General features: G+C 62.4%; 17 protein-coding genes and 1 pseudogene. 6 read left to right on the forward strand and 12 right to left on the reverse strand.

The annotated features are described in order from the left end of the window. Nucleotides 1–74: 74 nt before the first annotated feature. Nucleotides 75–1,517, forward strand: a complete 1,443-nt coding sequence (locus LQ220_RS20820) for an NAD-dependent succinate-semialdehyde dehydrogenase (RefSeq protein WP_230190037.1) — start codon at nucleotides 75–77, stop codon at nucleotides 1,515–1,517. Nucleotides 1,518–1,616: 99 nt separating this feature from the next. On the opposite strand, the pseudogene LQ220_RS20825 reads toward LQ220_RS20820, so the two are convergent. From LQ220_RS20825 to LQ220_RS20835, 3 genes and pseudogenes are all read right to left on the reverse strand, one after another. Further along, a pseudogene (locus LQ220_RS20825) lies at nucleotides 1,617–2,408 on the reverse strand (IS5/IS1182 family transposase); the annotation flags it as partial. Nucleotides 2,409–2,683: 275 nt separating this feature from the next. Beyond that, the gene (locus LQ220_RS20830) at nucleotides 2,684–3,853 is read right to left on the reverse strand and encodes a site-specific integrase (protein ID WP_230190038.1); all 1,170 of its coding nucleotides are present in this window, start codon (nucleotides 3,851–3,853) and stop codon (nucleotides 2,684–2,686) included. Between the two features lie 362 nt (nucleotides 3,854–4,215). Further along, a complete protein-coding gene (locus tag LQ220_RS20835) occupies nucleotides 4,216–5,343 on the reverse strand; it encodes an integrase (RefSeq protein WP_230190039.1) in 1,128 nt (375 codons plus the stop codon). A gap of 193 nt (nucleotides 5,344–5,536) precedes the next feature. On the opposite strand from LQ220_RS20835, the gene LQ220_RS20840 reads away from it, so the two are divergent. Continuing rightward, on the forward strand, nucleotides 5,537–6,787 hold the full coding sequence (locus tag LQ220_RS20840) for an amidoligase family protein (RefSeq protein WP_230190040.1): 1,251 nt from the start codon (nucleotides 5,537–5,539) through the stop codon (nucleotides 6,785–6,787). A gap of 31 nt (nucleotides 6,788–6,818) precedes the next feature. On the opposite strand, the gene LQ220_RS20845 is transcribed toward LQ220_RS20840, so the two are convergent. Beyond that, the gene (locus LQ220_RS20845) at nucleotides 6,819–7,982 is read right to left on the reverse strand and encodes a tyrosine-type recombinase/integrase (protein WP_230190041.1); all 1,164 of its coding nucleotides are present in this window, start codon (nucleotides 7,980–7,982) and stop codon (nucleotides 6,819–6,821) included. A 176-nt stretch (nucleotides 7,983–8,158) separates the two neighbouring features. Here LQ220_RS20845 and LQ220_RS20850 point away from each other — a divergent pair, with 176 nt between their 5' ends. Beyond that, nucleotides 8,159–9,121, forward strand: a complete 963-nt coding sequence (locus tag LQ220_RS20850) for a hypothetical protein (protein ID WP_222887392.1) — start codon at nucleotides 8,159–8,161, stop codon at nucleotides 9,119–9,121. Between the two features lie 153 nt (nucleotides 9,122–9,274). Here LQ220_RS20850 and LQ220_RS20855 read toward each other — a convergent pair whose 3' ends face one another. From LQ220_RS20855 to LQ220_RS20865, 3 genes are read right to left on the reverse strand one after another with little or no spacing between them, the layout of a single operon-like run. Beyond that, nucleotides 9,275–10,483 (reverse strand): hypothetical protein, encoded by a 1,209-nt coding sequence (locus LQ220_RS20855; protein WP_230190042.1) that lies wholly within the window; start codon nucleotides 10,481–10,483, stop codon nucleotides 9,275–9,277. Continuing rightward, entirely contained in the window at nucleotides 10,480–11,334 is an 855-nt protein-coding gene (locus LQ220_RS20860; protein WP_183615198.1) for a TniB family NTP-binding protein, read from the reverse strand. Before LQ220_RS20860 ends, LQ220_RS20855 begins: the two co-directional genes overlap by 4 nt. After that, nucleotides 11,307–12,983, reverse strand: coding sequence for a Mu transposase C-terminal domain-containing protein (locus LQ220_RS20865; RefSeq protein ID WP_230190043.1), 1,677 nt, complete (start codon nucleotides 12,981–12,983; stop codon nucleotides 11,307–11,309). The genes LQ220_RS20860 and LQ220_RS20865 overlap by 28 nt, the downstream gene beginning before the upstream one ends. A 229-nt stretch (nucleotides 12,984–13,212) precedes the next feature. On the opposite strand from LQ220_RS20865, the gene LQ220_RS20870 reads away from it, so the two are divergent. Next, entirely contained in the window at nucleotides 13,213–14,025 is an 813-nt protein-coding gene (locus LQ220_RS20870) for a MarR family transcriptional regulator (protein WP_230190044.1), read from the forward strand. A 66-nt stretch (nucleotides 14,026–14,091) separates the two neighbouring features. Here the strand turns inward: LQ220_RS20870 and LQ220_RS20875 are convergent, their stop codons facing one another. From LQ220_RS20875 to LQ220_RS20885, 3 genes are all read right to left on the reverse strand, one after another. Beyond that, the gene (locus tag LQ220_RS20875; RefSeq protein ID WP_230190045.1) at nucleotides 14,092–15,105 is read right to left on the reverse strand and encodes a ParB/RepB/Spo0J family partition protein; all 1,014 of its coding nucleotides are present in this window, start codon (nucleotides 15,103–15,105) and stop codon (nucleotides 14,092–14,094) included. A gap of 90 nt (nucleotides 15,106–15,195) precedes the next feature. After that, nucleotides 15,196–16,398 (reverse strand): AAA family ATPase, encoded by a 1,203-nt coding sequence (locus tag LQ220_RS20880; protein ID WP_026149984.1) that lies wholly within the window; start codon nucleotides 16,396–16,398, stop codon nucleotides 15,196–15,198. A gap of 169 nt (nucleotides 16,399–16,567) precedes the next feature. After that, nucleotides 16,568–17,725 (reverse strand): replication initiation protein, encoded by a 1,158-nt coding sequence (locus tag LQ220_RS20885; RefSeq protein WP_230190046.1) that lies wholly within the window; start codon nucleotides 17,723–17,725, stop codon nucleotides 16,568–16,570. A 1,008-nt stretch (nucleotides 17,726–18,733) separates the two neighbouring features. Here LQ220_RS20885 and LQ220_RS20890 point away from each other — a divergent pair. After that, complete coding sequence (locus LQ220_RS20890; RefSeq protein ID WP_230190047.1) at nucleotides 18,734–19,144, forward strand: toprim domain-containing protein; 411 nt, start codon at nucleotides 18,734–18,736, stop codon at nucleotides 19,142–19,144. Nucleotides 19,145–19,297: 153 nt separating this feature from the next. Here the strand turns inward: LQ220_RS20890 and istB are convergent, their stop codons facing one another. Both istB and istA read right to left on the reverse strand, forming a co-directional pair. Continuing rightward, nucleotides 19,298–20,080, reverse strand: coding sequence for an IS21-like element helper ATPase IstB (gene istB, locus LQ220_RS20895; RefSeq protein WP_230190048.1), 783 nt, complete (start codon nucleotides 20,078–20,080; stop codon nucleotides 19,298–19,300). After that, nucleotides 20,070–21,593, reverse strand: a complete 1,524-nt coding sequence (istA, locus tag LQ220_RS20900; protein ID WP_230190049.1) for an IS21 family transposase — start codon at nucleotides 21,591–21,593, stop codon at nucleotides 20,070–20,072. The genes istB and istA overlap by 11 nt, the downstream gene beginning before the upstream one ends. 217 nt (nucleotides 21,594–21,810) lie before the next feature. On the opposite strand from istA, the gene LQ220_RS20905 reads away from it, so the two are divergent. Then, entirely contained in the window at nucleotides 21,811–24,156 is a 2,346-nt protein-coding gene (locus tag LQ220_RS20905) for a strawberry notch family protein (RefSeq protein ID WP_230190050.1), read from the forward strand. Nucleotides 24,157–24,225: the final 69 nt, after the last annotated feature.

The following is a 24,225-nucleotide window of genomic DNA, read 5'->3' on the forward strand; positions in this document are numbered from 1 at the left end:
TTAGAGCGGTTGCCATTAATATGTTTACATGCTAGCCGCCCGCCAGCTCTTGCATGCAACATGAAGGAAGGCACATGGCTCAACGCGATTCAACCTACTCCACCCCTATGATGTACATCGAGGGGGAATGGGTCGGCGCGGCGGGCCGTGATGGCGAGGATGTGCTTGATCCTGCGAGCGGCGCTGTCCTGGCAAGCGTGCCACATGCGGGTGAAGCCGACCTCGAACGCGCGCTCAACGCGGCGGAACAGGGCTTTGCACAATGGCGGATCACCGCTGTCGAGGAACGCGCCCGCGTGCTTGCGGACGCAGCGCGGCTCATCCGGGAACGCGCCGAGCTCATTGCGGAAATCGCCACGCGCGAGCAGGGCAAGGTGCTGGTCGAAGCGATGGGCGAGACCATGGCCGCCGCAGCCATGATGGAATTCCATGCCGGCGAAGCGGCACGCATCTATGGCCGTGTCCTGCCGCGCCCACGGGGCACCCGCTCGATGGTGTTGCCGCAGCCGGTCGGTACGGTCGCCGCGTTCTGCGCCTGGAATTTCCCCGTCCTCAACGTGGTCCGCAAGCTGTCCCCGGCCATCGCCTCCGGCTGCTCGGTGATCCTCAAGCCGAGCGAGGAAACTCCCGCCTCCGCAACCGAAATCATGCGCTGCCTGGTTGATGCCGGCTTGCCCGCGAATGTGGCGCAGATCGTCTTTGGCGTTCCCGACAAGGTCTCCACCTATCTGCTCAAATCGCCGATCACCCGCAAGTTGAGCTTCACTGGATCGGTGCCGGTCGGCAAGCACTTACTCAAGCTGGCCGCGGATACGGTCATGCGCTCGACCATGGAACTGGGCGGCCACGGCCCCGTGCTGGTGTTCGATGACTGCGATCTCGACGAGACGATCAAGACGCTAGTCGGGCACAAGTTCCGCAACGCCGGCCAGGTCTGCGTCGCACCTACGCGCTTCTTCGTTCAGGACACCATTTACGAACGCTTTGCCGCTGGGTTCGCCCAACATGCCCGCGCACTGAACCTTGGCGACGGTGCCCTTGCATCGACCCAGATGGGCCCTCTGGCCAACCCACGACGCCCGGGTGCGATTGAATCCCTGGTCGAGGACGCCGTCGCCCAAGGCGCAGTCCTTATGGCAGGTGGATCGCGCGGCGAAGGAAGCGGCTTCTTCTATAACCCGACCGTACTCAAGGACGTTCCCAATTCAGCCCGCGCCATGATGGAGGAGCCGTTCGGCCCATTGGCCCTGATACGCCCGTTCTCCACGATGGACGATGCGGTGGAACAGGCCAACCGCCTGCCCTTTGGCCTCGCAGCTTATTGCTTCACCGAAAGCGCGCGCCGCCAAAACCACCTTTCCGAGGCTATTGATGCAGGCATGATCGCGTTCAATTCCATCCGCATGAGCTGGCCGGACGCACCCTTCGGCGGAATGAAGGAAAGCGGGTTTGGATCTGAGGATGGGCCGGAGGGAATCGCGGCGCACATGGTGACCAAGTCGATCCACATCGCTTGAAACGCACGGTTCCATGCAACTTCGGCATCGCGCGGGCGAACTTCGCAAGAGCCGTGCGGTGCTGAACCGCACTAATTAGTCGTCCGTGAAGAACTCTGATCAGGTAGCCTTGGGCTGATTTTCGGGCATGACGCCGACGAACAGTGCGACCAGGATTTGGACGCAAAGGATCGCGAGCCATTTGAGCAGCAGGCGGAAGTTGTATCCAACGGCGGCGAGGACGGCGTTTGCGGCATCGCCGGCCTGATGGGCGAGATAGTTGCGGCCCATGCGGTGCTCGGCTTTGAGATGTCCGATGACAGGCTCGACGGCGGAGCGTCGTCGCAGCTCGCGCTTGATGATCTGGGTGACGCCGCGCTTCTGGCCTGAAGTGTAGACCTTGAGCTTGTAGCCGTCGGGGGCATTGTGGCCGCGGTAGCCGGCATCGGCGACGATACGGGTGAGGCTGGCGCCGATCTGCGCCTCGACGGCGGGAATGAGTTTGCCCAGTGTATGGCCATTATAAGGATTGCCGGGCAGTGCCGCGACATGGGCGACGAACTGGCCGCCCTTGCAGCGGTCGATCGGGGTGGCGACGCTGACCTTGACGCCGAACTCATAGGGGCGGTGTGCCTTGCCCTTGCCGATGCATTCGACCTCGGGGGCATGGAGCGAATAGACTTTGGGGCCGGGCTGACGGCGTTGCTGGCGATGGACGCGCCCGGCGAGATGCAGCGGTCGGGCGAAGTCGCCCTCGAGCTCGGCACGTCCTTTGATCTTGCGCTTGATGTCGCGGATGACGGGACCGAGATAGGTTCTCAGCGTGCGCAGCGCCTTATTGGCGCGGTTGAACTGATGGGCATGGGCGTAACGCTGATGCTTGATCAGCGCATGTTTGCCGACCCGCGCGTATCAACACAAAGGGCGTCATCACCATTGACCTCTCGCCACATCGGGATCGGCTCCTGGGTGGCAAATCGCCAGCGATTGGAATCAGGAGCGCAATATAAAAAATCTGCGCAGTGTGGAATACCAACTGTTTACGGAAAGAAAGACGGCGTTATATGAACAATTTCAAATAGTTGCGTAACGGCACTTTTTGCACCTTGGTCACGAGAACCCCAAAAAATGGATTGAAATCGGGCATCCGTGATCGAAAACTAGTGGATTCCATCAATATCGGTTTGTCACCCAATTTTTGTCATCAATCGCCCTATGGCCCCCTGCTCGGCCGCAAGATTTCTGTTGTATGTTAACGGCATTCGCGGCGATTTCCACCGAAGCGCATCCATGATTCCGGCAAGGTTCTCGCCAGTGGCAAAAAGATCCTGGTTCAGCCCGATCCGGGTTGAATGCGCACTGATCCCCTTTAGCAGCCGCTCGATATCGTCGGCCGAGAGGTCGGGCAGCGCACCGCCGTCGAACGCCCGCCGGATGATCGTTCGGTAGATGGGTCCTACCGACCCGGGATGGAGCGCCGCGTCCCCGACGTCATATTCGACGCGCGCGGGTATCGCTGGCTTCGGCAGCGTCTTGCGCAGATCCCAGGCCTCCCGGCTCGAGATGCTGTCGATCGCCCGCCCCTTCACGGCCGAGCGTGCCTTGTAGCGCCGCACCTGGACGCGCCGGAACAGCCGCCCACCATCGATATCGGCGGCGGCACACCAAGCCGCGATCGCCGACACGGTCCGCGGGCTCAGATAGGCGGTTGTCCCCTCCCCCTCCTGATCGCCCTTGTGGCGGAGGATCTGCAGCAGCCGCGCATCAGGATCGATCGCCTCCTCGATATGCTCTAGCGCGATCGCCACCAGTTCCGAGGCGCGCAGGCCAGTGTCGTAGGCAGTCGACAACAGGGCGCGATCGCGCAAGCCCGGCAGATCGTCCGCGCAGCTCTCGAGCAGGGCGCTAATATTGAGCCCGCGCGGTCGATCGCGCTCGACGTCGCGCACCGGCCCCCTGAACCGCAGCGGCCGCGCCTGCTTCTGCGCAGTGCCTAGCCGGCGTCGGATTGCCTGCAGGCGCAACTTCACCAGCAAGGCCTGCGCCGGATCCTTGAGATCGAGCAGCAGGTGGATCTTGGCAATCGACGCCTTGTAGCGGCTGAGCGACGCGGGCTTGGTTCCTTTCTCGGCGCGCGCGTCGAGATAATCCGCGACGGTTTCGGGCGTCGCCGGCAGCGCAACGCGATTGTGGCGCCTGCACCACAGGTCGAACGCCTCAAGGTCAGACTTGAGCGCACGGATGCTATGGGGCGAGGATGCCGCTTGGTACGCGGCGATCAGCGCCTCGTTGACGACAATACGTTCGACGGCGTGCATCTTCACAACCGCCCAGGAGAGATCTCCGACCAAAGCCATCGACCCTTGCACCGTTTCCCCCGCAATTAGGACGTTATCGTCGAACTGTGCTCCGTGGTCCATCGGCGCGATGTATACCCCGCCATATATCGAGACGTCAAATATGGATATGTGATAACTGCAATTATCATAGGTCCGATTATTAGAAGCGTCGTCGCCATAGACTGAAGTCACATCTTCGGGATATAATCGGCCGATGACACGCCCGATACCTGACCTTTCGGAGCCGGTTTGGACGTCCAAACTGGTCTCCGCTCTTGAGCGGGCGGCGGCATCGATCGGCCGCCTGTGAACGGACAAAGAACACTGCATCCGACACCCCACGCCAATTCACCTGACCGACAAAATTCTCTGCACCGGCGTTATTTCCTGACACCCTTCAACATACGCGCCGCCGCGTTGGACGACGGAGCGAGCTTGCGGCCGTAGCGGAGTGCAGTGGCGGTCGAGGTCCATCGCAATGCCTGCGCGATCGGTCCCGCATCCTCGCCATTGGCGAACAGATCCTGGGTCAGGCCGACGCGCAACGAATGCGTGCTCAGCGCATCGATCGCATGGTCGAGATCGGCGCCCATGAGATCGACCAGGCCCTGGTCGGCTGCGGCGAGCGCCGTGCGCTTGATGATCAGCCGCATCGCCGCCGGCGTCAGCGCGCGCTCGCCAATTCCGTAGGTCACCGTGGCCGCGCGCGCAGGCCGCGCCGCCATGCGTTCCCGATCGACCCGGGCATGATAGGCCAGATCCTCGATCGCGAGCGCCCGGCGCGCTTCGCGGGGTTTGGTCCGGATCACCGCTACGCGGCGGAACAAGGCGCCCGCGCGGATTGATGCGGCCTCGCGCCAAAGAGCGACACGCCGCATCGTGTCGGGCGACAGCCACACCCAGGCCCCTTGCCCTTCCTGGTCGGTTTTCGAGTGGGGCACCTCGAGCAGCCCCGATCCATCCTCTTGCGCTTCCATCAATTCGACGGCGACGGCCACCAGCTCCGATACGCGCAAACCCGCATCATAGCCGAGCGACAGGATCGCCGCGTCGCGCAGGCCAGCGACGTCGCGCCCACACGCCTCGAGCAGCACCGACAGCGTGAACCCCCTGACGGCTTCCCGCCCGATCCCTTCGCCGAGCCGCAACGGGCCGGCCTGGCGCTGCCGGACTCCGGCCCGACGCCGCAGCCCACGCAGCGCATCGCGGACCACGACGGCACCGACGGGGCATGGAACGTCGAGAAGGTGATGGGCCACCGCCAGCGAGGACAGGCGCCGGGACACGGTCGCCGGCTTGAGCCGCCGCGCCTCGCAATAGTCAATATAGGCGACAAGCCGCGCTTCGTCGGCGGGCAGGCCGATCCCGCCGCGCTCGGCCGAGAAGCGCGCGTAGCAATCGAGATCGACCGCGAGCGCCTTGATGCTGGCGGGCGCCCGCGCCTCGATGCTCTTCTGGAAGTTGAGTTCGACCAGGCTGGCGCCTTCGCCTGTCAGCTCCTGAAGCAACTCGACGAGCTGGACCGCGCGATCTTGCGCGGCGCCCGACCGCCGCTGGGGCAGCGGCGCCTCGCCGGGTGCCAGGTGTGACGCGCCATAATTGACGTCATTGTCGCAATTCGCTGAGCTGTTGCTGTGACAAAATAGGCAGCAACGTACTCCCTCCGTTTACATGACGCCCGATTGAATTACCTTCCCGGCCATGTCCGCGATACCATCCTGGCGTGCCGGCTTCGAGCTAGAAGTCATCCTCGGCGACCTTGGCGAGCCCCGTTTCGAGCGAGAACTGCGCGAGGGAGAGGCGATGGACGAGGCTTCGCCAAGCTTCTGCAGAGCCTTCGCGGCAAAATTGCGCGAGCGGACTGGGCGCGCCTGGTGTGCCCCTTCCCGGCCGCCGCAGCGCCCTGGCTTCTATGTTGTCCCGGAATATGGGCTGGACCCACTGAATTGGCCGGAAGACCGCCTCGCCGGCGTGGAACTGCTGACCCCTCCCCTGCCCCTCGACGATGCCGAGACGGTCAGAACCGAGCTTTTCGAGGCAATCTACGAGATCGACGGCGATTTCAATTTTTTCGCAGATGAGCATACCGCCAATTGCGGTTGGCACATCAATATTGATGGCGGTGATGGCTTCCGGCTCGATCCGGACCGCTTCATCCTCGGCGTCGATGAATTGCTGCTGCTCGCGAACAACGATCGGCTTTTCAGCCGCTACACTGCCTTGCAGCGCCATGCCGTCGGCGTGCCGTTATTGCGGCATCTGGCGCATGATCCGACCGGCAAATTCCTGCTCGGATCCGCGCTCGGCAACCTGCTCGATGACCGTGCCGGGCGCGACAAGGGATACGCCGCCAATTTCGCCAAGCTGCTGAAAGGCTATGTCGAACTGCGCCATTTCAGCGCGGAGTCGTTCTTCAACGGCCCTCCCCTCACCGAGCAACTCGAGCGGATACCCGCAGCCTTCGAAGTTTGGCCCGCACACAACCATCCCTTCGAGCAGGCATTTCGCCGCAAGTTTCTGCTGCTCTCGCGCTGGCTTTCCCGCGCTCGCGGCAAGCTGGCGTGGGATCTGACCCAAGGCCTGGTCGCCGCTGAGGGTCGGGTCCATTTCGGCGAGGAGCCGCTCGGCCACTTGATGGCCAATGGACTGGTCGAGCTCAATCTGTTCGGGCACCGCGAGTACGAATATATCGCCACCATCCGCGACATTGTCCTCTCCGATATTCCCGAAGCAGTCGCCTTGCTCGCTCTCGATCTTGCCGAGCTTTACAATCTTGGCATCCGGCAGCGTGCCAGCAGCAACACATCCTTCCAGCGCGCCGTGCTCCAACTCGCAGCACAGCTGAGGAAAGACCCCGGCCTTTCAAGTTCGGCGCAGCTTGAAGAGCTGGCCAACGCGGAGACACTGCGGCGAGAGATGCACCCGCAATTCTACGCGGCCGCCGGGACATAACGTCAAAACATATCCCGGTTGGCGGGGGGGGCTACGCAGCCGTCTGACTGCAACCGCCCCGCAAGCGTCCCAGCACCCGCGCGGCGGCATTGTTGCCCACGGCCAGTTCGCGCGCGTAGCGCAGCGCCGTGGTCGGCGAGGACCAGCGCAGCGCCAGCGCGATCCCCGCGCCGTCCTCGCCGGCCGCAAACAAGTCCTGCGTGAGCCCGACCCTAAACGAGTGTGCGCTCAGCGCACGAACGGTATCACCCTCCATCCCGGGTTCAAGCTCGACATGGCCGAGATCGATCGCCTCCAACACGCGGCGGCGCAGGATCGCGACAACGCCTTGCCGGGTGAGCGGCTTGCCGCCGATGTAGTGCCGCACAATCTGCTGCCCGGCGGCGTCTGACGGACTGCTTAGCACATTTATCCGGCGGAACACCGGGCCTTCACTCAACCCGCTTGCCAAGAGCCATGCCGAAAGGCGCGACATGGTTTCGCCCGACAGCCAGGACAGAGCCCCCTCCCCCAGCTGATCGGTCTTCGAATGCGTGATCTCAAGCCGTCCGCTGCCATCAGCTGCCTGCCGCAGATCGGCCACCGTCGCTGCCACAAGCTCGGAAACCCGCAGGCCCGCATCGTAGGCAAGGCTGATCAATGCCGCGTCGCGCAGACCGATGATGTCAGTGCCGCACGAAGCCAGCAACGCGTTGACCGTTACCCCATCGGGCGGCGCCTGACCCTCCTGCATCGCCTCGCCCAACCGGAGCGGCGCGGCCTGCCTTTGCCGTTCGCGCTTCTTGCGCCGGATGGCTTTGAGCGTGTCGCGAACCATCCCAGCCTGGGTTGGCAGCGGTTCCCTCTCGCCAAATCCGAGGATGCGGTGGATCCGCGCGATCGAGGCGATCCGGCGCGCGAGGGTGGCCGGCTTTGCTGCAGGACGGGTGTCCGAACCCTTGGCCAGCCAGTGCAGATAGTGGACCAGGGTTTCCGGCTCAGCGGGGACTGCGGTGACGACGGGACGCCGCGCCTTGCACCAGGCGAGGAAGCATTTGAGGTCGGCGGTGATCGCCGCCTTGGTTGCCGGGGCCATTGCCGCGACCGCAGCCTCGAATCCGATCACACTGGCCCCGCGCGCATCGACCAGCGGCGCATAGCGGCGCAGCACCAGCTCGACCGCGGACGGGAACGGCCTGTCAGGTGCGACGAGCATCGGTGTTTCCGGCGGGTTTCATTGGCCCTGAATGGGCAAAAACGGCATTATCGGCAAGTCCGAATTTACCATAATATCTGATTATGGAAAAAGCGGGTGTGGATGCCTATCCGTCATATGCACCTTAACTACATATTAGATTGACAATTGAGATCCAATGCACTGTTATCCCGTGCATGTCAGCGATTTTTTCGAGTGCCATCCTGAACGCCCACGGGGCCGCCCGCGAAGGGCTGGCCCGGGCCGAGGAGAGGCTCGCCCTGTTCCCCGAACCGGCTATCCTGATCGCCCATATTCGCAGCGCCGAGCAGGAGGCGCTGGGCTGGCTCGAAGGCGAAAGCGTCATACCAGAACAGCTCGCCATGAACTACGGCTATGGTCCGCGCGCGTGGCGGCGCTGGCCCTTCACTTTTGTCCAGGCTTTCGAGCGCAAGCCCCCCTGGAGCGCCATTCCCACTGCCGATGCGGTCCGAACCTGGCTCAAGGCCGACGGTCCGGTGATAGAGGGTTGGCCCTCCCCTGCCCCGCTCGAAATCGCCGACACCCGCCTCGAGGGCTGGGCGCGCCAGGCTGCACGCCTGTCGGCGCTCCCCCGCCTGATCGCCAGCGCCGATCTCGCCGCCTCGTTCGCCCGCGCCGCCCCTCTGCCCCACGGCAGCGTCGTGATCGGGGCGATGCTGGCCGACCGCTGTGCGATGGCAAAGGGCAAGCTCACCGCCGGCGGCATTGCCGCGATCGGCCTCAGCCACAACCGCTCCCCCTGGCGCGCGCTGCTGACCGGCGTCACCGACGACGACCTCGACGAATTGACGACCCACGCCCGTGACGAGCGCTGCCGACTCGCCTGGCTCGACGCGCTTGGCGCAGGCGGCACGGCCGTGGTCCGCCTCGACCAGCGGTTGCGCTTGTGGCTGGCGAAGCTTGAGGCCGCCTGTGCCTCGCGGCGCAAGTCATCGCACCTGCGCCCGCTCGTCCTGCTCGCCGGTGCCGGCCCCTCGCTCACCGTCGCGCGCGCAGCCAAGGCCTTGGGGCTATCGCGGCAGGCGACCACTCGGCTCATCGCCGAAGCGTGCAAGGCGCACCTCCTGCGCGAGATCACCCAAGGCAACGCCTTCCGCCGCTATGTCATCGCCGCGTGATGCAGCAAAATCCGTGAAAACTGCGGAAATTTGACTATCTAGCTGACATTATTAGTGAAATTGGATTTCCCCGGAAATGTGCCGTACAGCGCCAAAATAGGCCCCGGATAGGGCACCGGTGCAGCGGCGCGCCGAACGCGCTCTACGAGCCCCTCAGGGCGAAATTTGATGATTGGGCACTGCGGGCGACCTTTCACCCTTCGCTTCGAGCCTGGCGACGGCCAATTCGAGTGCGCGGGCTGTCGGAAGAGCAAATCCCCAGCAGGCCGGATCGAATGGTTCGCTGTCCCAGCGCGGCCGTCGCCGCAGTTCCGCCTGTATCGCAAAATCCCTCGCGAGCCTGAGACTGGCGAGCGCTTCTGCACGGCTCTGCCGCTGTCGGCTCTCTACGCCCAGGGCATGCAAGGCGCGCTGGCACCAGTCAGGTCCGTCGCAGCCAACTCTCGCCAGATAGCTGAACGCGCTCAGCCGCTGCGCTACCGCCTCAAGGCAACGATACCGTCTGCGTAGCCGATGACGATGAACCCGGCGAAGCGCTACTGTGAGCATCGCCCTCGACATCGCCGACTTGGGGAGCGGCATGCGGGGCATCTCGGTCCCAGGGCACCCGGGCACAGCGAAGGTCGCGGCAAAGCGGCGCGGCAACTCGCGGTCGTGGCAATGAGCGTGGGCCAGCAGCAGCGTGCGCGCAGGCACGACATGGAGACGGTTCGCGCTGAACTCGCGCATGTAGGCATCGAGCCCGGGCGGCGGACGCTCGGCAGCGCCCTGCCCCAGCAGCTTCAGTGCGGCATGACGGTTGGCGAGCAGACGGGGTTCGGCGAAGCCGAGCAGCTCAAGTGTACGCACTGCCACCGCAGCAAGGCGGCGCAGTGAAGCAAGATCGATCACCCCGTCCGCGCGGCGCGGCACATCGCGCAGATCGACCAGCAAGGCCTGATGCTTGCGGCAGAGCCAGCTTTGCCGAAGCGTCCATTCGCGCTGGATCACCAGCGGCTTGCCTGCCAGGTGGAAGTCGAGCCAGCATTGCGGGCAGCCATAATGGCGCCCGCGCGGCGGCAACAGGCACTCGCCGCTGGCCGGAACGAGGGTGGCCTGCACGACGGACACCTCGCACTGCACCGCCCAGGCAAGCCGTTCGATTGCCTGGGCCGCATCCGCGCGCCCGGTGACTTCCTGACCGCCGCCCAGATCGAGGCGGGCTAGCCCCGGCTCCAGGCCAAGAAATTCGAACAGGCCAGCGCGCGTCGTACCGTGGCGTGAGACAAGCCGGTCTAGCCAGGAATCGAAGAATTCCTCGGGCTGCGGCAGAACCCGGTAGGCAAGCGGCGCCGGGTCCCTCCTCCATTCCTCCCGCCTCACCGGTCGATATAGCAGGGAAACAGCCGGGCCGCCTCGTAGACGTCGGAGAATTCGACATGTTCGCGCCCATGCGTGTCCCGCGCGACCCGCTGGCTCCAATGCAGCAGGCGCTTGAAATTGCCCGTCACGCCGTGGCTGGTACGCCAGATGAATTCGGCCATTTCCGGTTCGGCGAAGCGGTCCGGCTCACTCAGGCCAATGCCGCGCGCCAGGACCCGGACCAGCTGCTGCGACGGCTCCCCCGGTGCCCAGGGCGTCAAGCGCAGGATAATCGAGCGATAGGCCAATTCGACATCGTCGCTGAAGATGTCGGCGGCGATGTCGAGCCCAGCCACCACCATGTGGACGTTGCCCTCGCTCATCAGAAACCGGAACGAATCCAGCGCATCGCGCCGCGCCCGTCCGCTAGCCGTCAGCACCGCATGGACATTGTCGATCGCAACCAACCTGGTCGCCTGCTCACCCAGCAGTTCGGCGACCTTGAGGTCGGCAATTTGGTGCGTACGGCGGGTGAGCGGCCAGCCCTGCTTCCATAACAACGCAAGGTTGATCCGCAGCGATGTCGGGTGTGAGGGCACGACCGCACGCAGCATCGGAATGTAGCGTGCATCGCCCCAGTCCGCTGGTTCCGGATAGGCCAGCTCTATCCGCCGGCCCACTTCCTTCAGGATCGATGTCTTGCCCATCCCCGACTGGCCGACCAGGACAACGCAGGTCGGCCGGTCATCCGGATCCTCGCCGGCCAGCCCCACCAGCGTGTTCACGTGCGCGCGTGCTTCGTCGAAATCGATCCAGAAGGCCCGCCGTAGCGAGCCCGCCGACTCTACACCTCGCTTATCGGATTGAGCCATTCCACTTCTCCCAGTTCCTCCAGTGGAAGCCATCTCGTACCGGTTGCAGAAGTGCCTGCTGGCGGCGGCGGTGCGTGCGAAACACCTTCGCGCTCGAGCCGCTTGCGCCCCTGGCGTTGCTGCCTGGTCCGGATCTTCGAGGCCCGCACTTCCTGGCGATTGGCGTAGACGAGCCGGGCAATCTCGGCCTCACCGCCTCCATGGTGATAGGCTGCTCCGCGGCGGCGACGCGCGGTAGCAGCGGCATCCCATTCGAGTTTGCTGACCTGCGGGTACGAACCAACAACCCCTGCCGAGACAAGCGTTTCATCGATCTGCGGATAGACCTCCTGGATCGTGCGTTCGTCGATATGGATCATGATCTTGAGACCAAGCCGGGTCGCAAAGCTTTCGTGCCAGTACCGGCGGTGATCGATCCGCACCCCGCCTGCTGTAATGGTGCGCTCGACCCACGGCAGAAACCGCCGGGTCAATTGCACAACATCGATCCCGAGCGGAACCAGAGCGCCGTGTCCCGCCGATCCGTCCTGCCACATCTGCGCTGGCGCAATTCGCCCCAGCCCCTCATGCGGCGTGTGATGATACCGGCAGATTTCCCGGACGAACCAGCGCTCAAACTCCTCCAGCGTCATGGTGGCGGCCGCTTCGACGTCGTGGCCATCGCGCTTCGTGACGTCGCCCCCGGTTGCGCCCGGTAACAGCAGCATCTTTTCGCACATGGTGCCGATCAGTCGCTCGATGTGGCCCCCGAAATGGGCCGGGCCACGCGGTCGGATGTCCGGATCGATCCCGTAGGCGTGACAGGCGCTTCGGAAGACTTCTGCCCGGTGAGAGCCTGCATGGTCGGCATGCAGCCGCTTGAAGAACCCGTGAATCGGGTAGTCTTCATTCATGCCGAGACCCGCCAGCAACGGCTGCTTGGGGAGCAGCGCGTTGGCTACCGCCCGACCGCAGCGGAAGATCGAGGGATCCCCAAAACTCACATAGAACCCCAGAATGCAGCGGCTCCAGACCTCGATCAGCAGTGTAACCCACGGTCGCCCCAAGGCCTCTCGGCGCACGCTATCGACGAGCATGACGTTGGCCGGCGAGTGGTCCATTTGCACGAGGTCTAGGAACCCGTTGCTTTGGTACTGGCCGGGATGCGGTTCGTATGCCGTCCGCCGCTTCGACCCCATGGTCGAGCGCGCAAGCTGCGGTGAGCTGATATCGCCGATCAGCCGCTCGATGGTCCGAACGCTCGGGACATCTCCACGCTTGAACCGGTAATCGCCGTTGTCCGCGATGAGCAGGCTGCGGATCTGGTTGGCAGCCTCCCGCACGCTGGGGCGCGGACGATGAAGGAAAATCTCCTCGATCTCCTGGTCGATCGCCGTGAGGATTACGGGCGGCGCATGCCTTGTTCCGGGCTTCGGCCCCTTTGGCCGAGGCGCGAGACTCTCCGCGATAGGATGCTCCCGGAACCGGCGGGCAAGTTCGCGAATCCGTCGCTCGCCGAGATCCGTTTCTTCGCTGATTGCGGCCACCGACGCTGCTGCCAGCGGACCCTCCAGCGAAACATGACGCCGGAACACCGCGTACAGATATGCACCGGTTTTCAGCGCCGCTGCGGAAGGCTTGGCGGCTCGGGGTGGTTTTCGTTCGATCACCGGAATACTCCGACCGATCTATGGACCGCTTCAGCGTCGTCTATTTTGACGTAATTGAGAAGCCAAAATACTTCAGTGCCAGGATTTCATGCACTGATTTCGTCACTCTATGATTTTATATCAATAGGTTACGTTGATTGTTTACTTCTTTGTCCCGTGACAGCTGCCGTTCCTGCCGGAGAGCCTAGCACAAGGCCTCGCCCAACGCAGCCTCAGGCGCCTGTGGAGCGTGCATATCCGCGATTTTCCCTTCGAAAACATGGGTCTGGAGCACAACCCTGGCCTGGACGCCGGCGAGCTGATGCGCAGCTGGCAGGCCGAGGAGCGCCGCGACTTTCTGTCCTGGGTCAGTCGGCGCGGACCCCCACCCCTCGCCCATGCCGCCCGGCTAGCCCTGAATGCCAAAGCTGCCTCTGAAAGCTTCGCCAGCGCCTACGCCCCTGCTGAGCGTGCGCTCGAGCGCCTCGACGCTCTGCTGCCCGCCAGCGACCCCATTGCCACGCTCGCCACGCTCGTTGAACAACTGCGGACCGAGGAGATCGACTTTCTTGAGGGCGGCAGCGAGGTCCATGAGTTTGCGGGGGCAACGTTCGACCGCCCTGCTCCGCGTGGCGCCGCCTGGGCAGCCTCGCTCGCGGTGGCCATGCGGCCGCAACTGCTCGGGCTCGGTGCCGCTCCGCTCGCGCTGGCCGGGCTGATGCCGCGCTCTGTGTTCCGGGCCGAACCCGAAGATCCGATTGCGGCGCTGCTGGGTGCCGCGGCGAGCTCTGCGGGTCGCTGGGTGCAGCAAGACCTCAATGTGCTCCACGAGGGTCTGGAACACGGTCAGGAGCGCCTGTCGGGGCGCTACGCCTCCTCGCGCGCACCCGATGCCTGGGGCCTGCTGCTAGGGCTTGGGCCCCTCACCCGCGCCGAGCTCGCCCGTGCGCTCGATGTGACCGCACGCACGGCCTCACAGATTGCCTTGGCGCTTGTGGAGGCACAGTTGGTTGCGCCCCCTGCCCCCGAGCGACCGCTACACCCGGTGTTGCCTCGGCATTAATTTGCTAATGCGATAGCGAAAACTTTGCGATCAGTTCGTTCAACTGGGGTTCGCCGAACGAGGCTGTCACGACCAATACTGGTCCAACACAGCCCGAATGGCTTCCTCCGCATCCTGCCGAGTTGCCCCACCTTTGCTCAGTAGCGTGAGACGAATGCCCTTGCGATCGGCGCCTTCGATCCGGAGCACAGGTTTTCCGCCTGAGTTCGCGATTGTTTCGGGCTTTCCTGACTTCTTGGGGGATCCTGACTTCTTGGGGGGGTCTGCGGCCAGCGTCAGTGCCTTGATCACCTCGATCACTGGCATAGACTGGCCGGTTGTCTCGCGTTCTCCAGCCAGACGCTCAGCCTCTCGATAGGCGCGCGCCCTTCGATCATCTGGCTTCAGGAGAGCTTTGAGAGCGATTGCATTGCGAATGCCAAGCTCCTGCGGTTCGGCAAACGCCCTGGTCAATTCTTCAGGAAGGCGCGCAAGATCGAGATATCGCGTGAGCCAACTTTCAGAGACCTTAAGCCGCTCGGCCATCGTCTTTTGACGTCCGTCATAGTAGGCGGTGAGCGCGCGGAGATAGTCCCTTGCCCTTTCAAGATCCGTTAGATCATCACGAGCGCGGTTCTCTATGTCGGCAAGCCTGAATGCCTCCTCATCACCGATCTCACGCACATCGACGAGAAACTTGAAGTCGGGGTAGTTGTGCGATCTGAGCCAGCTAATTGACCAATGCCGACGCGCGCCGCAGATTACCTCAAACTCATAACCGTCATTGCCAGAAATGCGGCGAACAATTGCAGGTATTTCCTGCCGACCCTGCGCTTTGATACTCTCAATGAGATCAGAACATCGTTCTTCGTTTAGCAGGGAGTAATCACGGTTATGGCCTGCCCACATCCGGCATTTGGCGGGGTCCACCAGCTCGTGTGTCCGATTGACGATCGTCCCGGCCGCTAGGTCGGCAAGGCGGTTTGAACGCCCAGTGAGCACGTTCGAGGCAATACTCGATCGACGGGGTGCCGCGCCATCATCGCTCAGGTCGATGCCGGCCGCCAAATCGGCCGCAAAACCGCTGTTTTTCTTACTCATGCAACCCTCCCGCTAGCAGAATTGCACGCGTGCAATTTTCCGGTTCCTCGTGAATTCCACGACCAATTGCACGCGTGCAATTCCGGGGTCTCATGCCAACGCCTCCTGGCGTAGACGCTTCTGATGACTGGGCCACATCGAACGAATATCGACTTCGATCTCAGAGTTCACGCCATCAAGGTAATTCAGGCATCGGTTGCGCACAGCCGAACTGGTGGCGGGGCCGTCGAGCTCATAGACCGTCATCAAGCGCGCCGTTGCGTTGTCGATCTCGGCCGAATCCTTCATCGGCGTGCGAACCATCGCGTGCCCAAAAAGCGTGCGCATGAGCTGTAGTAGCTCCTTCTGCATTGATTTATTCTCATCGACTTTCGAAGCAACGAAGCGAAGAAATTTCAACTCCGGCGCGAGCCCACGCTCCGCAAGCTGCTCGATCGTTTCGTCCAACATCGAGAGGAATGCTGCTGTCGACGAGAAATCCATAACGGTTGGCGGAACCGGCACCACCAACGAATTTGCCGCACGCAGCACAGATAGTGAAATCGCGCCAAGGGCCGGTGGAGGATCCATCACGACGACGTCGAAGCGATCCGAGATGCTTTCAATTCCTTCCTTCAACCGATCGAGAAGGGAGCCATTGCCCTGTGCCATCCGCGCTGCGAGCTCATATTCTGAATTGAACAGGCGAAGGTTGGCGGGGATCAGTTCCAAGCCATCGAAATGGGTTTTGCGGAGCGCATAATCGAGGGACGATCGTTCACCCTCGCGAAGGAACGGGTAAAGCGTATCATCTTCGGTCAGATCAAGATCGGGGACGTAGCCGAAAAGCGTGGTTGCCGACGCCTGGCTGTCGCAATCAACGAGCGCAACGCGGTATCCTCGAATGGCAAGATATTGGGCCAGATGGACCGCTAGAGTGGACTTGCCGACGCCGCCCTTGAAGTTCTGAACCGCCACGACGCAACAGGGATCGTCTGCGGTCCGATAGGGCCTCGTTCCAAAGACACCGCGCATGTCGTTGAGTTGCGCCAACGTATATCGCTCGCGCCTGTTGTTGTCGGTCCTCGCCGGCTCAGGAAGCCGCCCGTCCTTCTCGGCATCCCGTATCGCAGCTGGAGTTCTGCCCACAAGCTCCGCTGCCTTGCCAATCGTAAAAGTCGGTTCGCGGCGGTCATCCGCCCGGGCGCTACGTGCAGAATCCCGCAACTTTTCGAGCACTGACGAGGTCCGACTGGCCAGCGTCGCGACTGATACCAAGCGCTCCGCTTCCTCAATTTGAAGTCCGTTAGACACATGCCCACCTTTCGCAATTGAGCGTGTGCTACACCCACTTGCGCTTTTGGGTCAAGAAATTCGCAATTTTCGAAAGTGGGTGGCTCAAATTGGGCTCAAATTGGCCAGACTCGGCTCTAACCTGACTCGGTGGGGGATGTCGAAATTGCACGCGTGCAATTTGCAGACATCATGGCCTGCCCCGACGATTAACCCAGCCCTCACAAAACCCCTTCCACGATGAAGCCAACTTTGCCCCACGAAGCTTTTCCAAACGCTCGCCCATCTGTGCGCGAAAACCATCGGCGATCATATCCACATCCCAACCGCCACCATATTGCCGACCGATCGAGAGGAATTCGGATTCTTTTTCCCCGTAGCGCAGCGATCCTCTCGGAAAGCTCGCCTCAGCGGGCTTTCCGCTTGCGACTGCCTTGCGCGGAGCCGGAATAGCCCCCTGCCCCGCCGCGATGGTTTCGACCGTCCCTTCCCGCCGCGCTTGCCGGCCCGCGGAATGACGATCCAGTTCGTCAACCGTCTCGATAACCTCAGGAGCACCCTTTGGCTCAAACCGGAACTCAAGCTCGGTAACCGTTCTGCCCTGCCGAATTTCGCGCCACTCAACGCGGAAGTGCGCCAACTGGTCGATCTCTGATTTGGCTTTTTCAAGGACTTTGCGGCGAAGCTGGGCGAAGTCGGTGTACACTTCGGGGGGAATACCCAGGGCTGCCCTGAGCGCCTGCATATCGCCCCTCCAAGTTGCCTGACGACGATGCAACCGAAGCGCCCCCAGTTCATAAAGCTTCAGCGCGTAATTTGAACGGAAGCCAAGCACCGCTTGCCGATTGAGGACGGCATAGGTCTCTGACGCTTGGATGAGCTTGCGCGCATCGGGCGTGAACTCCCACTCGATCCAGCCTGCTTCGCCGCCTTCTTCCTCCGTTTCCTCACGTGACCGCGAGATCAGTGAGAACAAAAGCGTGGCCTTCTTGCCGCGCCAGGATTTGTCATCAACAGCGAAGAGCGTTCGGTGCAGTTCCTGGAGCATGTCGGTAATCCGCTCATTGCCCTTATGGCCCCGCCGAATGTCAGCCTTGCGGATTCGGTGTGGCCGGTCCTCCCAGGCGTCACCTCCGGCAGTCAAGATCATCAGTGCCAGTAACCGAGATGCAGTAAGGCTGAGCGATTCGCCTTTGACGAATTTGATTTCAATGATGCTGCCCGGCTTGGCGAATTCATCGCCTCCCTTCGCCTTCAGAGCTGCTGCAACGCGCATGGCGCGACCCGGGGATACTTCCTCCGGTGTCTCTTCAACAGCTTCGGCTATTTGGCTAACTTCATTTTCCATGCCACATTGCGATCAGGACTTGGTTCTTGGGCCTTCATTGCTGCCTGACCTGACCTCATCAGTCAAGTCAGGTCAGGATAGGAATCTGACTACCCCCCCCCAAACGGTCAGGATCGAATTGCGGCAGTTTGGGTGGCCAAGGCGCGAAAACAGGCGAGTCGGCGCACTCATGATCAAAATTAGAAATTGGCCTTGATTTCGACCTTCGCGGGATTCAGAAACTCACCTCGGCAGGCACGGAACACCCGTTTAATTGATTCCCCCAAAGAGTCAGGATGGCCCCGAACAGTCAGGTTAGTTCCCCCGGTGGGTCAGGCTTCAGCCCCCACTGGGTCAGGCAAACTCCCCCACGCGGTCAGCTAAACAGCCGTAAACTATTGAAATAACGCTGCTTTGCGCCCCCTGAATCTGAATCTTTAGAATCATGAATCCTTCCGCTGCAAGCAGCGGCGTCTTTCAATTGATTTTTGGAAGATCAGATACCGATTCGCGAGCACGCCCTCGTACTGCCCAGCAGGCAAGCACAGGACACTCCATTAACTACGGGGGAGGGTGAGGGGGTCTGGTTGAGATGGCATGTCAATTGTCCGCAACAAACCTTCGTCAGAACTGCGCGCTCTGGTTCATCACCTAGGGGGCGTTTGGTCCGGAGACTCAGCAAGCTGTCATTGCCCAGCCCATGCAGACAGAACCCCATCACTATCAATCCGTCAGGGCGACCGCGGAATACTCGTGACCTGCCACGCTGGTTGTGACAACCGAGATGTCATGCGCGCGATTTCGAGGATAGCGCAGCTGCCAAGGTTCGAACCTTCCGCAGTCGAACCCAATCGCCGACAAGCCGAAACCGCTCATCTTGCTATCTGGCAAGCTGGACGAGCAATTGAGGGCACGCTTGCCGAGCGTTACGTTCGCGACGTCCGCAATGTTTGGGCACCGCTCGAAGACCTGCGCTACCACCCGAGGTGCCCAAAAGGACCGGGAAGGCTCGCTCTCTTTGAGCCAGCGTTGCTTATCGCGATGCGAAAGGCCGGGGAGATAGCGGCGATCCAACGAGTCTTCCTCGATCCGCAAAGTGCGCAATATATCGAAAAGCGAGTGCTTGGTCGGGCTATCGGTGCAGCCTGGACGAACGGTCCCCCGGGAAAAACCATCGGCATATGCGAAGGCTTCGAGACCGCAGCTGCCTACACTTCGCTGACAGGCATCCAGACTTGGGCCAGCATGGGGGCCAGGCGCTTCCACCAGGTGCATATTCCAGAGCACGTCGAAACCCTGATCCTTCTGGCGGACAATGACGCAGAGGGCAGGCGCGCCCGCGCGCGCGCAGCCGAGACGTACCGCCGCCCTGGTCTCAACATCGAGACCGAATGGCCACCAGCGCGCATGAATGACTGGGCGCAACTTCTGAAGCGGTGAGGGGAGGGGGGCTGGAGCGGGCGTGCCGCTGATCGGCACGAGCTCAGGAGATCCCCGCATGACCACTACTGTTGATTTCCACTGAGAGTTGACCCGGGGTTTCCACCGAGAACTGACCCGCCTTATGGTTATGTTTCGTGTCTCATAGGTGGGTCAAGAGATGGGCTTCTCCTTTCTGGATTTGGCCTGTTGGGCCGAGCTGTTTTTGAAGCGGAAGCTGTCGTTTCCTGTCTCCAGTATGTGGCAGTGATGGGTAAGGCGATCGAGGAGCGCGGTGGTCATCTTGGCATCGCTGAACACGCTGGCCCATTCGCTGAAGCTCAGGTTGGTGGTGATGATGACGCTGGTGCGCTCATAGAGTTTGCTCAGCAGATGGAAGAGCAGCGCCCCGCCTGATGCACTGAACGGCAGATAGCCCAGTTCATCCAGGATCACGAGATCGGAGTGGACAAGCCGATTGGCGATCTGCCCAGCCTTACCCTGGGCCTTTTCCTGTTCGAGGGCATTGACCAGTTCGACCGTGGAGAAGAAGCGCACCCGCTTGCGATGATGCTCGATAGCCTGAACGCCCAGTGCCGTGGCGACATGGGTCTTGCCGGTGCCCGGACCGCCGACCAGCACGATATTGTCGGCGACGTCGATAAAGTCGCAACGGTGCAGCTGCCGGACCAGCGCCTCGTTGACCTCGCTGCTGGCAAAGTCGAAGCCGGCGAGATCGCGATAGGCCGGGAACCGCGCCACCTTGAGCTGATAGGCAACAGACCGCACCTCCCGTTCGGCGGTTTCTGCCTTGAGGAGTTGCGAGAGGATCGGGACCGCCGCCTCGAAGGCGGGCGATCCCTGCTGCATGAGGTCGGTCACGGCCTGCGCCATGCCGGGCATTTTCAGGCTGCGCAGCATCACGACGATGGCGCCGGTAGCGGGATCATGACGCATGGCGGTTCTCCTTGCGCAGGGCATCGTAGCGTTCAACATTGGCCATCGGTTCGCTGACCAGCCTCAGGGCCTGTGGCGCCGTCACCGGCGGCGTTGTGATCGGTTTTCCATCGAGCAGCCGGTGCAGCAGGTTGAGGATATGGGTCTTGGTCGGAACGCCGGCATCCAGTGCCATAGCGACGGCGGTCAAGACGGCCTGTTCGTCATGATGCAGGATCAAAGCCAGTATCTCGACCATTTCCCTGTCACCGCCCGGATTGCGCAACAGATGCCGTTGCAGCCGCTGGAAGGCCTCGGGAAGTTCGAGGAACGGCGCCCCATTGCGCAAGGCTCCGGGCTTGCGCTGGACGACCGCCAGATAATGGCGCCAGTCATAGACGGTGTGACCGGGGCCATCATGGGATCGGTCGATGATGCGCTGATGTTCACACACCACCTGCCCCTCGGCGACAACCAGGAAGCGGTCAGGATAGACCCGCAGGCTGACAGGCCGATTGGCAAAGGACGCCGGTACGCTGTAGCGGTTGCGTTCCAGATGGACGAGACAGGTCGGCGAGACGCGCTTGCCATATTCCACGAAGCCATCGAAGGGCCGGCCCACCGGCATCAGGCATTCCGCTTCATCGGCCCAGGCATCGGCGATAGAGCCAGGCTCGATCCCATGAGGGATATCCTGCCAGAGTGCCTTGCAGCGCTGTTCCAGCCACAGGTTGAGGGCGTCCAGGCTTTCCGCTTGTGGCGTAGGTTGCCACAGGAGGTGCCGCGCATCCTGGACATTCTTCTCGACCTGGCCCTTTTCCCAGCCCGCTGCGGGGTTACAGAACTCGGCCTCGAACAGATAATGGCTCACCATCGTCAGGAAGCGGGTGTTGACGTTCCGCTCCTTGCCGCGCCCGACTTTGTCGACGGCGGTGCGCATATTGTCGTAAATCCCCCGTCGCGGCACCCCGCCCAGCACGCGGAACGCGTGATTATGGGCGTCGAACAGCATCTCGTGAGTCTGCAGCAGATAGGCCCGCACGATGAAGACCCGACTGTAACTGAGCTTGAAGTGCGCCACCTGCAGCTTGGTACGCACGCCGGCGATGATCGCCCAGTCCTCGCTCCAGTCGAACTGGAACGCCTCTCCCGGCGCAAAGGAGAGTGGCACGAAAGTCCCGCGACCGCTCATATGCTGCTGACGACGATACTCATCGCGCCAGTCCCGGGCAAAGGCCGCGACCCGGTTGTAGGAGCCGTCATAGCCCAGACTGACCAAGTCGGCGTGCAACTGCTTGACCGTACGCTTCTGCTTGCGCGGCCTGCCCATCTCCCGTCGCAGCCAGGCCGACAGTCGTTCTGCGTACGGGTCCAGCTTGCTTGGCCGCTCGGGTACCTTGAACCGCGGATCGACCGTGTCTGACCGCAGATATTTACGGATCGTATTCCGTGACAGCCCCGTGCGCCGCACAATCTCGCGGATCGGTAGATGATCGCGAAAATGCCAGCGCCGGATTACGCTCAATAACGCCATGTCCAACACTCCATGACCCCTTGCTCGCCAAAGCCAGGGGTGAGTTCAACATGGGTCAATTCTCAATGGAAATTTATGACCTCCCCGGGTCAACTCTCAGTGGAAATCAACAACCACTACGCTTCCGCGCGCCAGCGCAATTCTCGGTGCTGCGCGCACACTTGCCGCCAAGCTTCTCCTCACTGTTCCAATCGATCGCGCCGCACTAAGCGAGGCCATGATCCAGAGCACTGGCGGCAGAGATGCGGCAGGGGCCTGGCAACAGCGCGACAGTTTCGAGGCGCTGGAGGTCGCACTGGCGATGGCGGTTCCCCAACTGGTGGGTCAAATGGAAGCTGGCGCCGCGATCCGCACGCTCGAAGCACTGACCAAGGATCTCCCGACCCATACTGTTCGCAGCGAGGCGCAGATCGCCTTCCAGCAGTTTTCCACCCCGCCCGCGCTGGCTTATCTCGCGGTTCATCTTGCACGGCTTTCGGACGAAGACGTTTTTCTTGAGCCCAGCGCAGGGACCGGGATCATTGCCTCGCTTGCTCAGGGTCTGGCGAAGAGTTCCGTGCTAAATGAACTCGAACCCACCCGCGCGGATCTGCTGGAGGGGATCTTCCCTGAATCGCATGTGTTCCGGCACGATGGCGCCAAGCTTGGAGCGTTACTGTCGGGAAACACGCGGCCGAGTGTGATCGTCATGAACCCGCCGTTCTCGATCTCGCAATCGCGGGGCCAGGATCAGAACACTGCTGCCCGCCACTTGCGCGCGGCGATCGACCATCTCTTGCCCGGCGGGAGGGTCATCGCGATCATGCCGGACTGGTTCTCTCCCTCGGCCAGCTGTGGCGAAGTCTTCCGACGCACGCTTGAGAGCGCGCGCGTTGTCCTGTCACTGCGGCTCGACAGGGGCGGCTATGCCAAGCACGGCACCGGCATCGCGGTTCGTATCCTGGTGATCGACAAGATTGCCGGCGAGATCGGTCTTTCAACCATCAACCGCGCGTCGGTCAGCGAACTCTATGCGGCGCTTCCTTCGATTCCGCCGCGCGCCGCACTACGCAAGGCCAGCGAGAGCGTCGCGCCGCGGCCAAAGCTCAGTCTGTTCCGCTCGGTCAGGACCGGCCCAGCGCGGCCAGTAATTGTCCGCGCAGCACAGACCAATGATGTTCGGCCTGTCGCCTACGCGGTACTCGATGAACCCGCGGCCATGGGCGAACAGCGCGGCGTCTATGCCGACTATCGCCCCTCACGCGTCGTCATCCCGGAGGCGGGCGAACACCCGACCCATCTCGTCGAATCCGCCGCCATGGCCTCGATCGCCGCACCTCGGCCCGGCTACGTGCCCTGCTTGCCCGAACGGACGGTGACGGCACGTCTGCTCTCGGCTGCCCAGCTTGAAACCGTGATCTATGCCGGTGAAGCCTGGTCGCGCGATCTTCATGGCCGCTTCAGTCATCCATCCGGCGAAGTGGCGCTGAAGGAAGATCCGGACGGTCAGTTTTACCGTACCGGGTTCTTTCTGGGTGACGGAACCGGGGCGGGGAAGGGGAGGCAAGCGGCGGCCTGCATTCTTGACCAGTGGCTCAAGGGCAATCGTCGCCACATCTGGATTTCAAAGAACGCGCCGCTCCTCGAAGACGCGCAGCGCGACTGGACCGCGATAGGCGGGCTGCCGTCGGACATTCTCGAACTTGCGCGCTGGAAGATCGGCGAGAAGATCACTGCGCCCGAGGGCATCCTGTTCGTGCCTTACGGCACCTTGCGCAGCTCGCGCGTCGAAGACACACGACTTGACCAGATCGTGCGCTGGGCTGGTGAAGACTTCGAAGGCGTGATCGTTTTCGACGAGGCCCATGAAATGGGCGGCGTGGCCGGCGGGGAAGGGGCCCTTGGGCAGAAGCAGGGCTCGCTGCAGGGCATCGCCGGTGTCCTGCTCCAGAACACGCTACCGCGCGCCCGGGTGCTCTACGCCTCGGCAACGGGAGCATCCGAAGTCAACAACCTCGCCTATGCGGTCCGTCTCGGTCTGTGGGGGCCGGGCACGGCGTTCGCGGCCCGCGAACAGTTCATCAGCGAAATCCGCGACGGCGGAATTGCTGCGATGGAACTGGTTGCCCGCGATCTCAAGGCATCCGGGCTATACCTTGCCCGCGCTCTGAGCTTCGCTGGGATCGAGTACGACATCCTGCGCCATGACCTTACTCCGGAGCAGATCGCGATCTACGACACCTATTGCGAGGCCTGGACGATCATCCATCAGAACCTCGAGGCGGCACTCGAACTCACGGGCATCGTCGATGGTCTTGAGAACAGGACGCTCAACAGCGGCGCCAAGGCGGCGGCACGCAGCCGGTTCGAGGGCACCAAGCAGCGCTTCTTTGCGCAAGTCCTGCTCAGCCTGAAGCTCCCCTCGATCTATCCCGCAATCGATGAGCATCTGGCTAACGAGGAAAGCGTGGTCGTCCAACTCGTCAGCACAGCGGAATCGATCCTCAACCGGCGGCTCAACGAACTGGACCCCGAGGAGCGTGAGGCGCTGGAACTGGACCTATCGCCACGCGAGTTCCTGTAATGTTGAGCTCAACATTAGACATATTCTTTGCAGTCGCAGTTTATGTCGAGCGTGGCGGCGGGAGGCGCA

It is taken from the genome of Sphingobium sp. CECT 9361 (assembly GCF_918741285.1).
Classification (GTDB): domain Bacteria; phylum Pseudomonadota; class Alphaproteobacteria; order Sphingomonadales; family Sphingomonadaceae; genus Sphingobium.

Excerpts from the sequence above, each read along its gene's own strand:
- LQ220_RS20885 (WP_230190046.1), bottom strand. The coding sequence starts at position 17,725 with ATGGAAAATGAAGTTAGCCAAATAGCCGAAGCTGTTGAAGAGACACCG.
- LQ220_RS20820 (WP_230190037.1), top strand. The coding sequence starts at position 75 with ATGGCTCAACGCGATTCAACCTACTCCACCCCTATGATGTACATCGAG.
- LQ220_RS20875 (WP_230190045.1), bottom strand. The coding sequence starts at position 15,105 with ATGAGTAAGAAAAACAGCGGTTTTGCGGCCGATTTGGCGGCCGGCATC.
- LQ220_RS20905 (WP_230190050.1), top strand. The coding sequence starts at position 21,811 with ATGATCCAGAGCACTGGCGGCAGAGATGCGGCAGGGGCCTGGCAACAG.
- istA (WP_230190049.1), bottom strand. The coding sequence starts at position 21,593 with ATGGCGTTATTGAGCGTAATCCGGCGCTGGCATTTTCGCGATCATCTA.
- LQ220_RS20845 (WP_230190041.1), bottom strand. The coding sequence starts at position 7,982 with ATGCTCGTCGCACCTGACAGGCCGTTCCCGTCCGCGGTCGAGCTGGTG.
- LQ220_RS20850 (WP_222887392.1), top strand. The coding sequence starts at position 8,159 with ATGTCAGCGATTTTTTCGAGTGCCATCCTGAACGCCCACGGGGCCGCC.
- LQ220_RS20830 (WP_230190038.1), bottom strand. The coding sequence starts at position 3,853 with ATGGCTTTGGTCGGAGATCTCTCCTGGGCGGTTGTGAAGATGCACGCC.
- LQ220_RS20860 (WP_183615198.1), bottom strand. The coding sequence starts at position 11,334 with ATGGCTCAATCCGATAAGCGAGGTGTAGAGTCGGCGGGCTCGCTACGG.
- istB (WP_230190048.1), bottom strand. The coding sequence starts at position 20,080 with ATGCGTCATGATCCCGCTACCGGCGCCATCGTCGTGATGCTGCGCAGC.
- LQ220_RS20840 (WP_230190040.1), top strand. The coding sequence starts at position 5,537 with ATGTCCGCGATACCATCCTGGCGTGCCGGCTTCGAGCTAGAAGTCATC.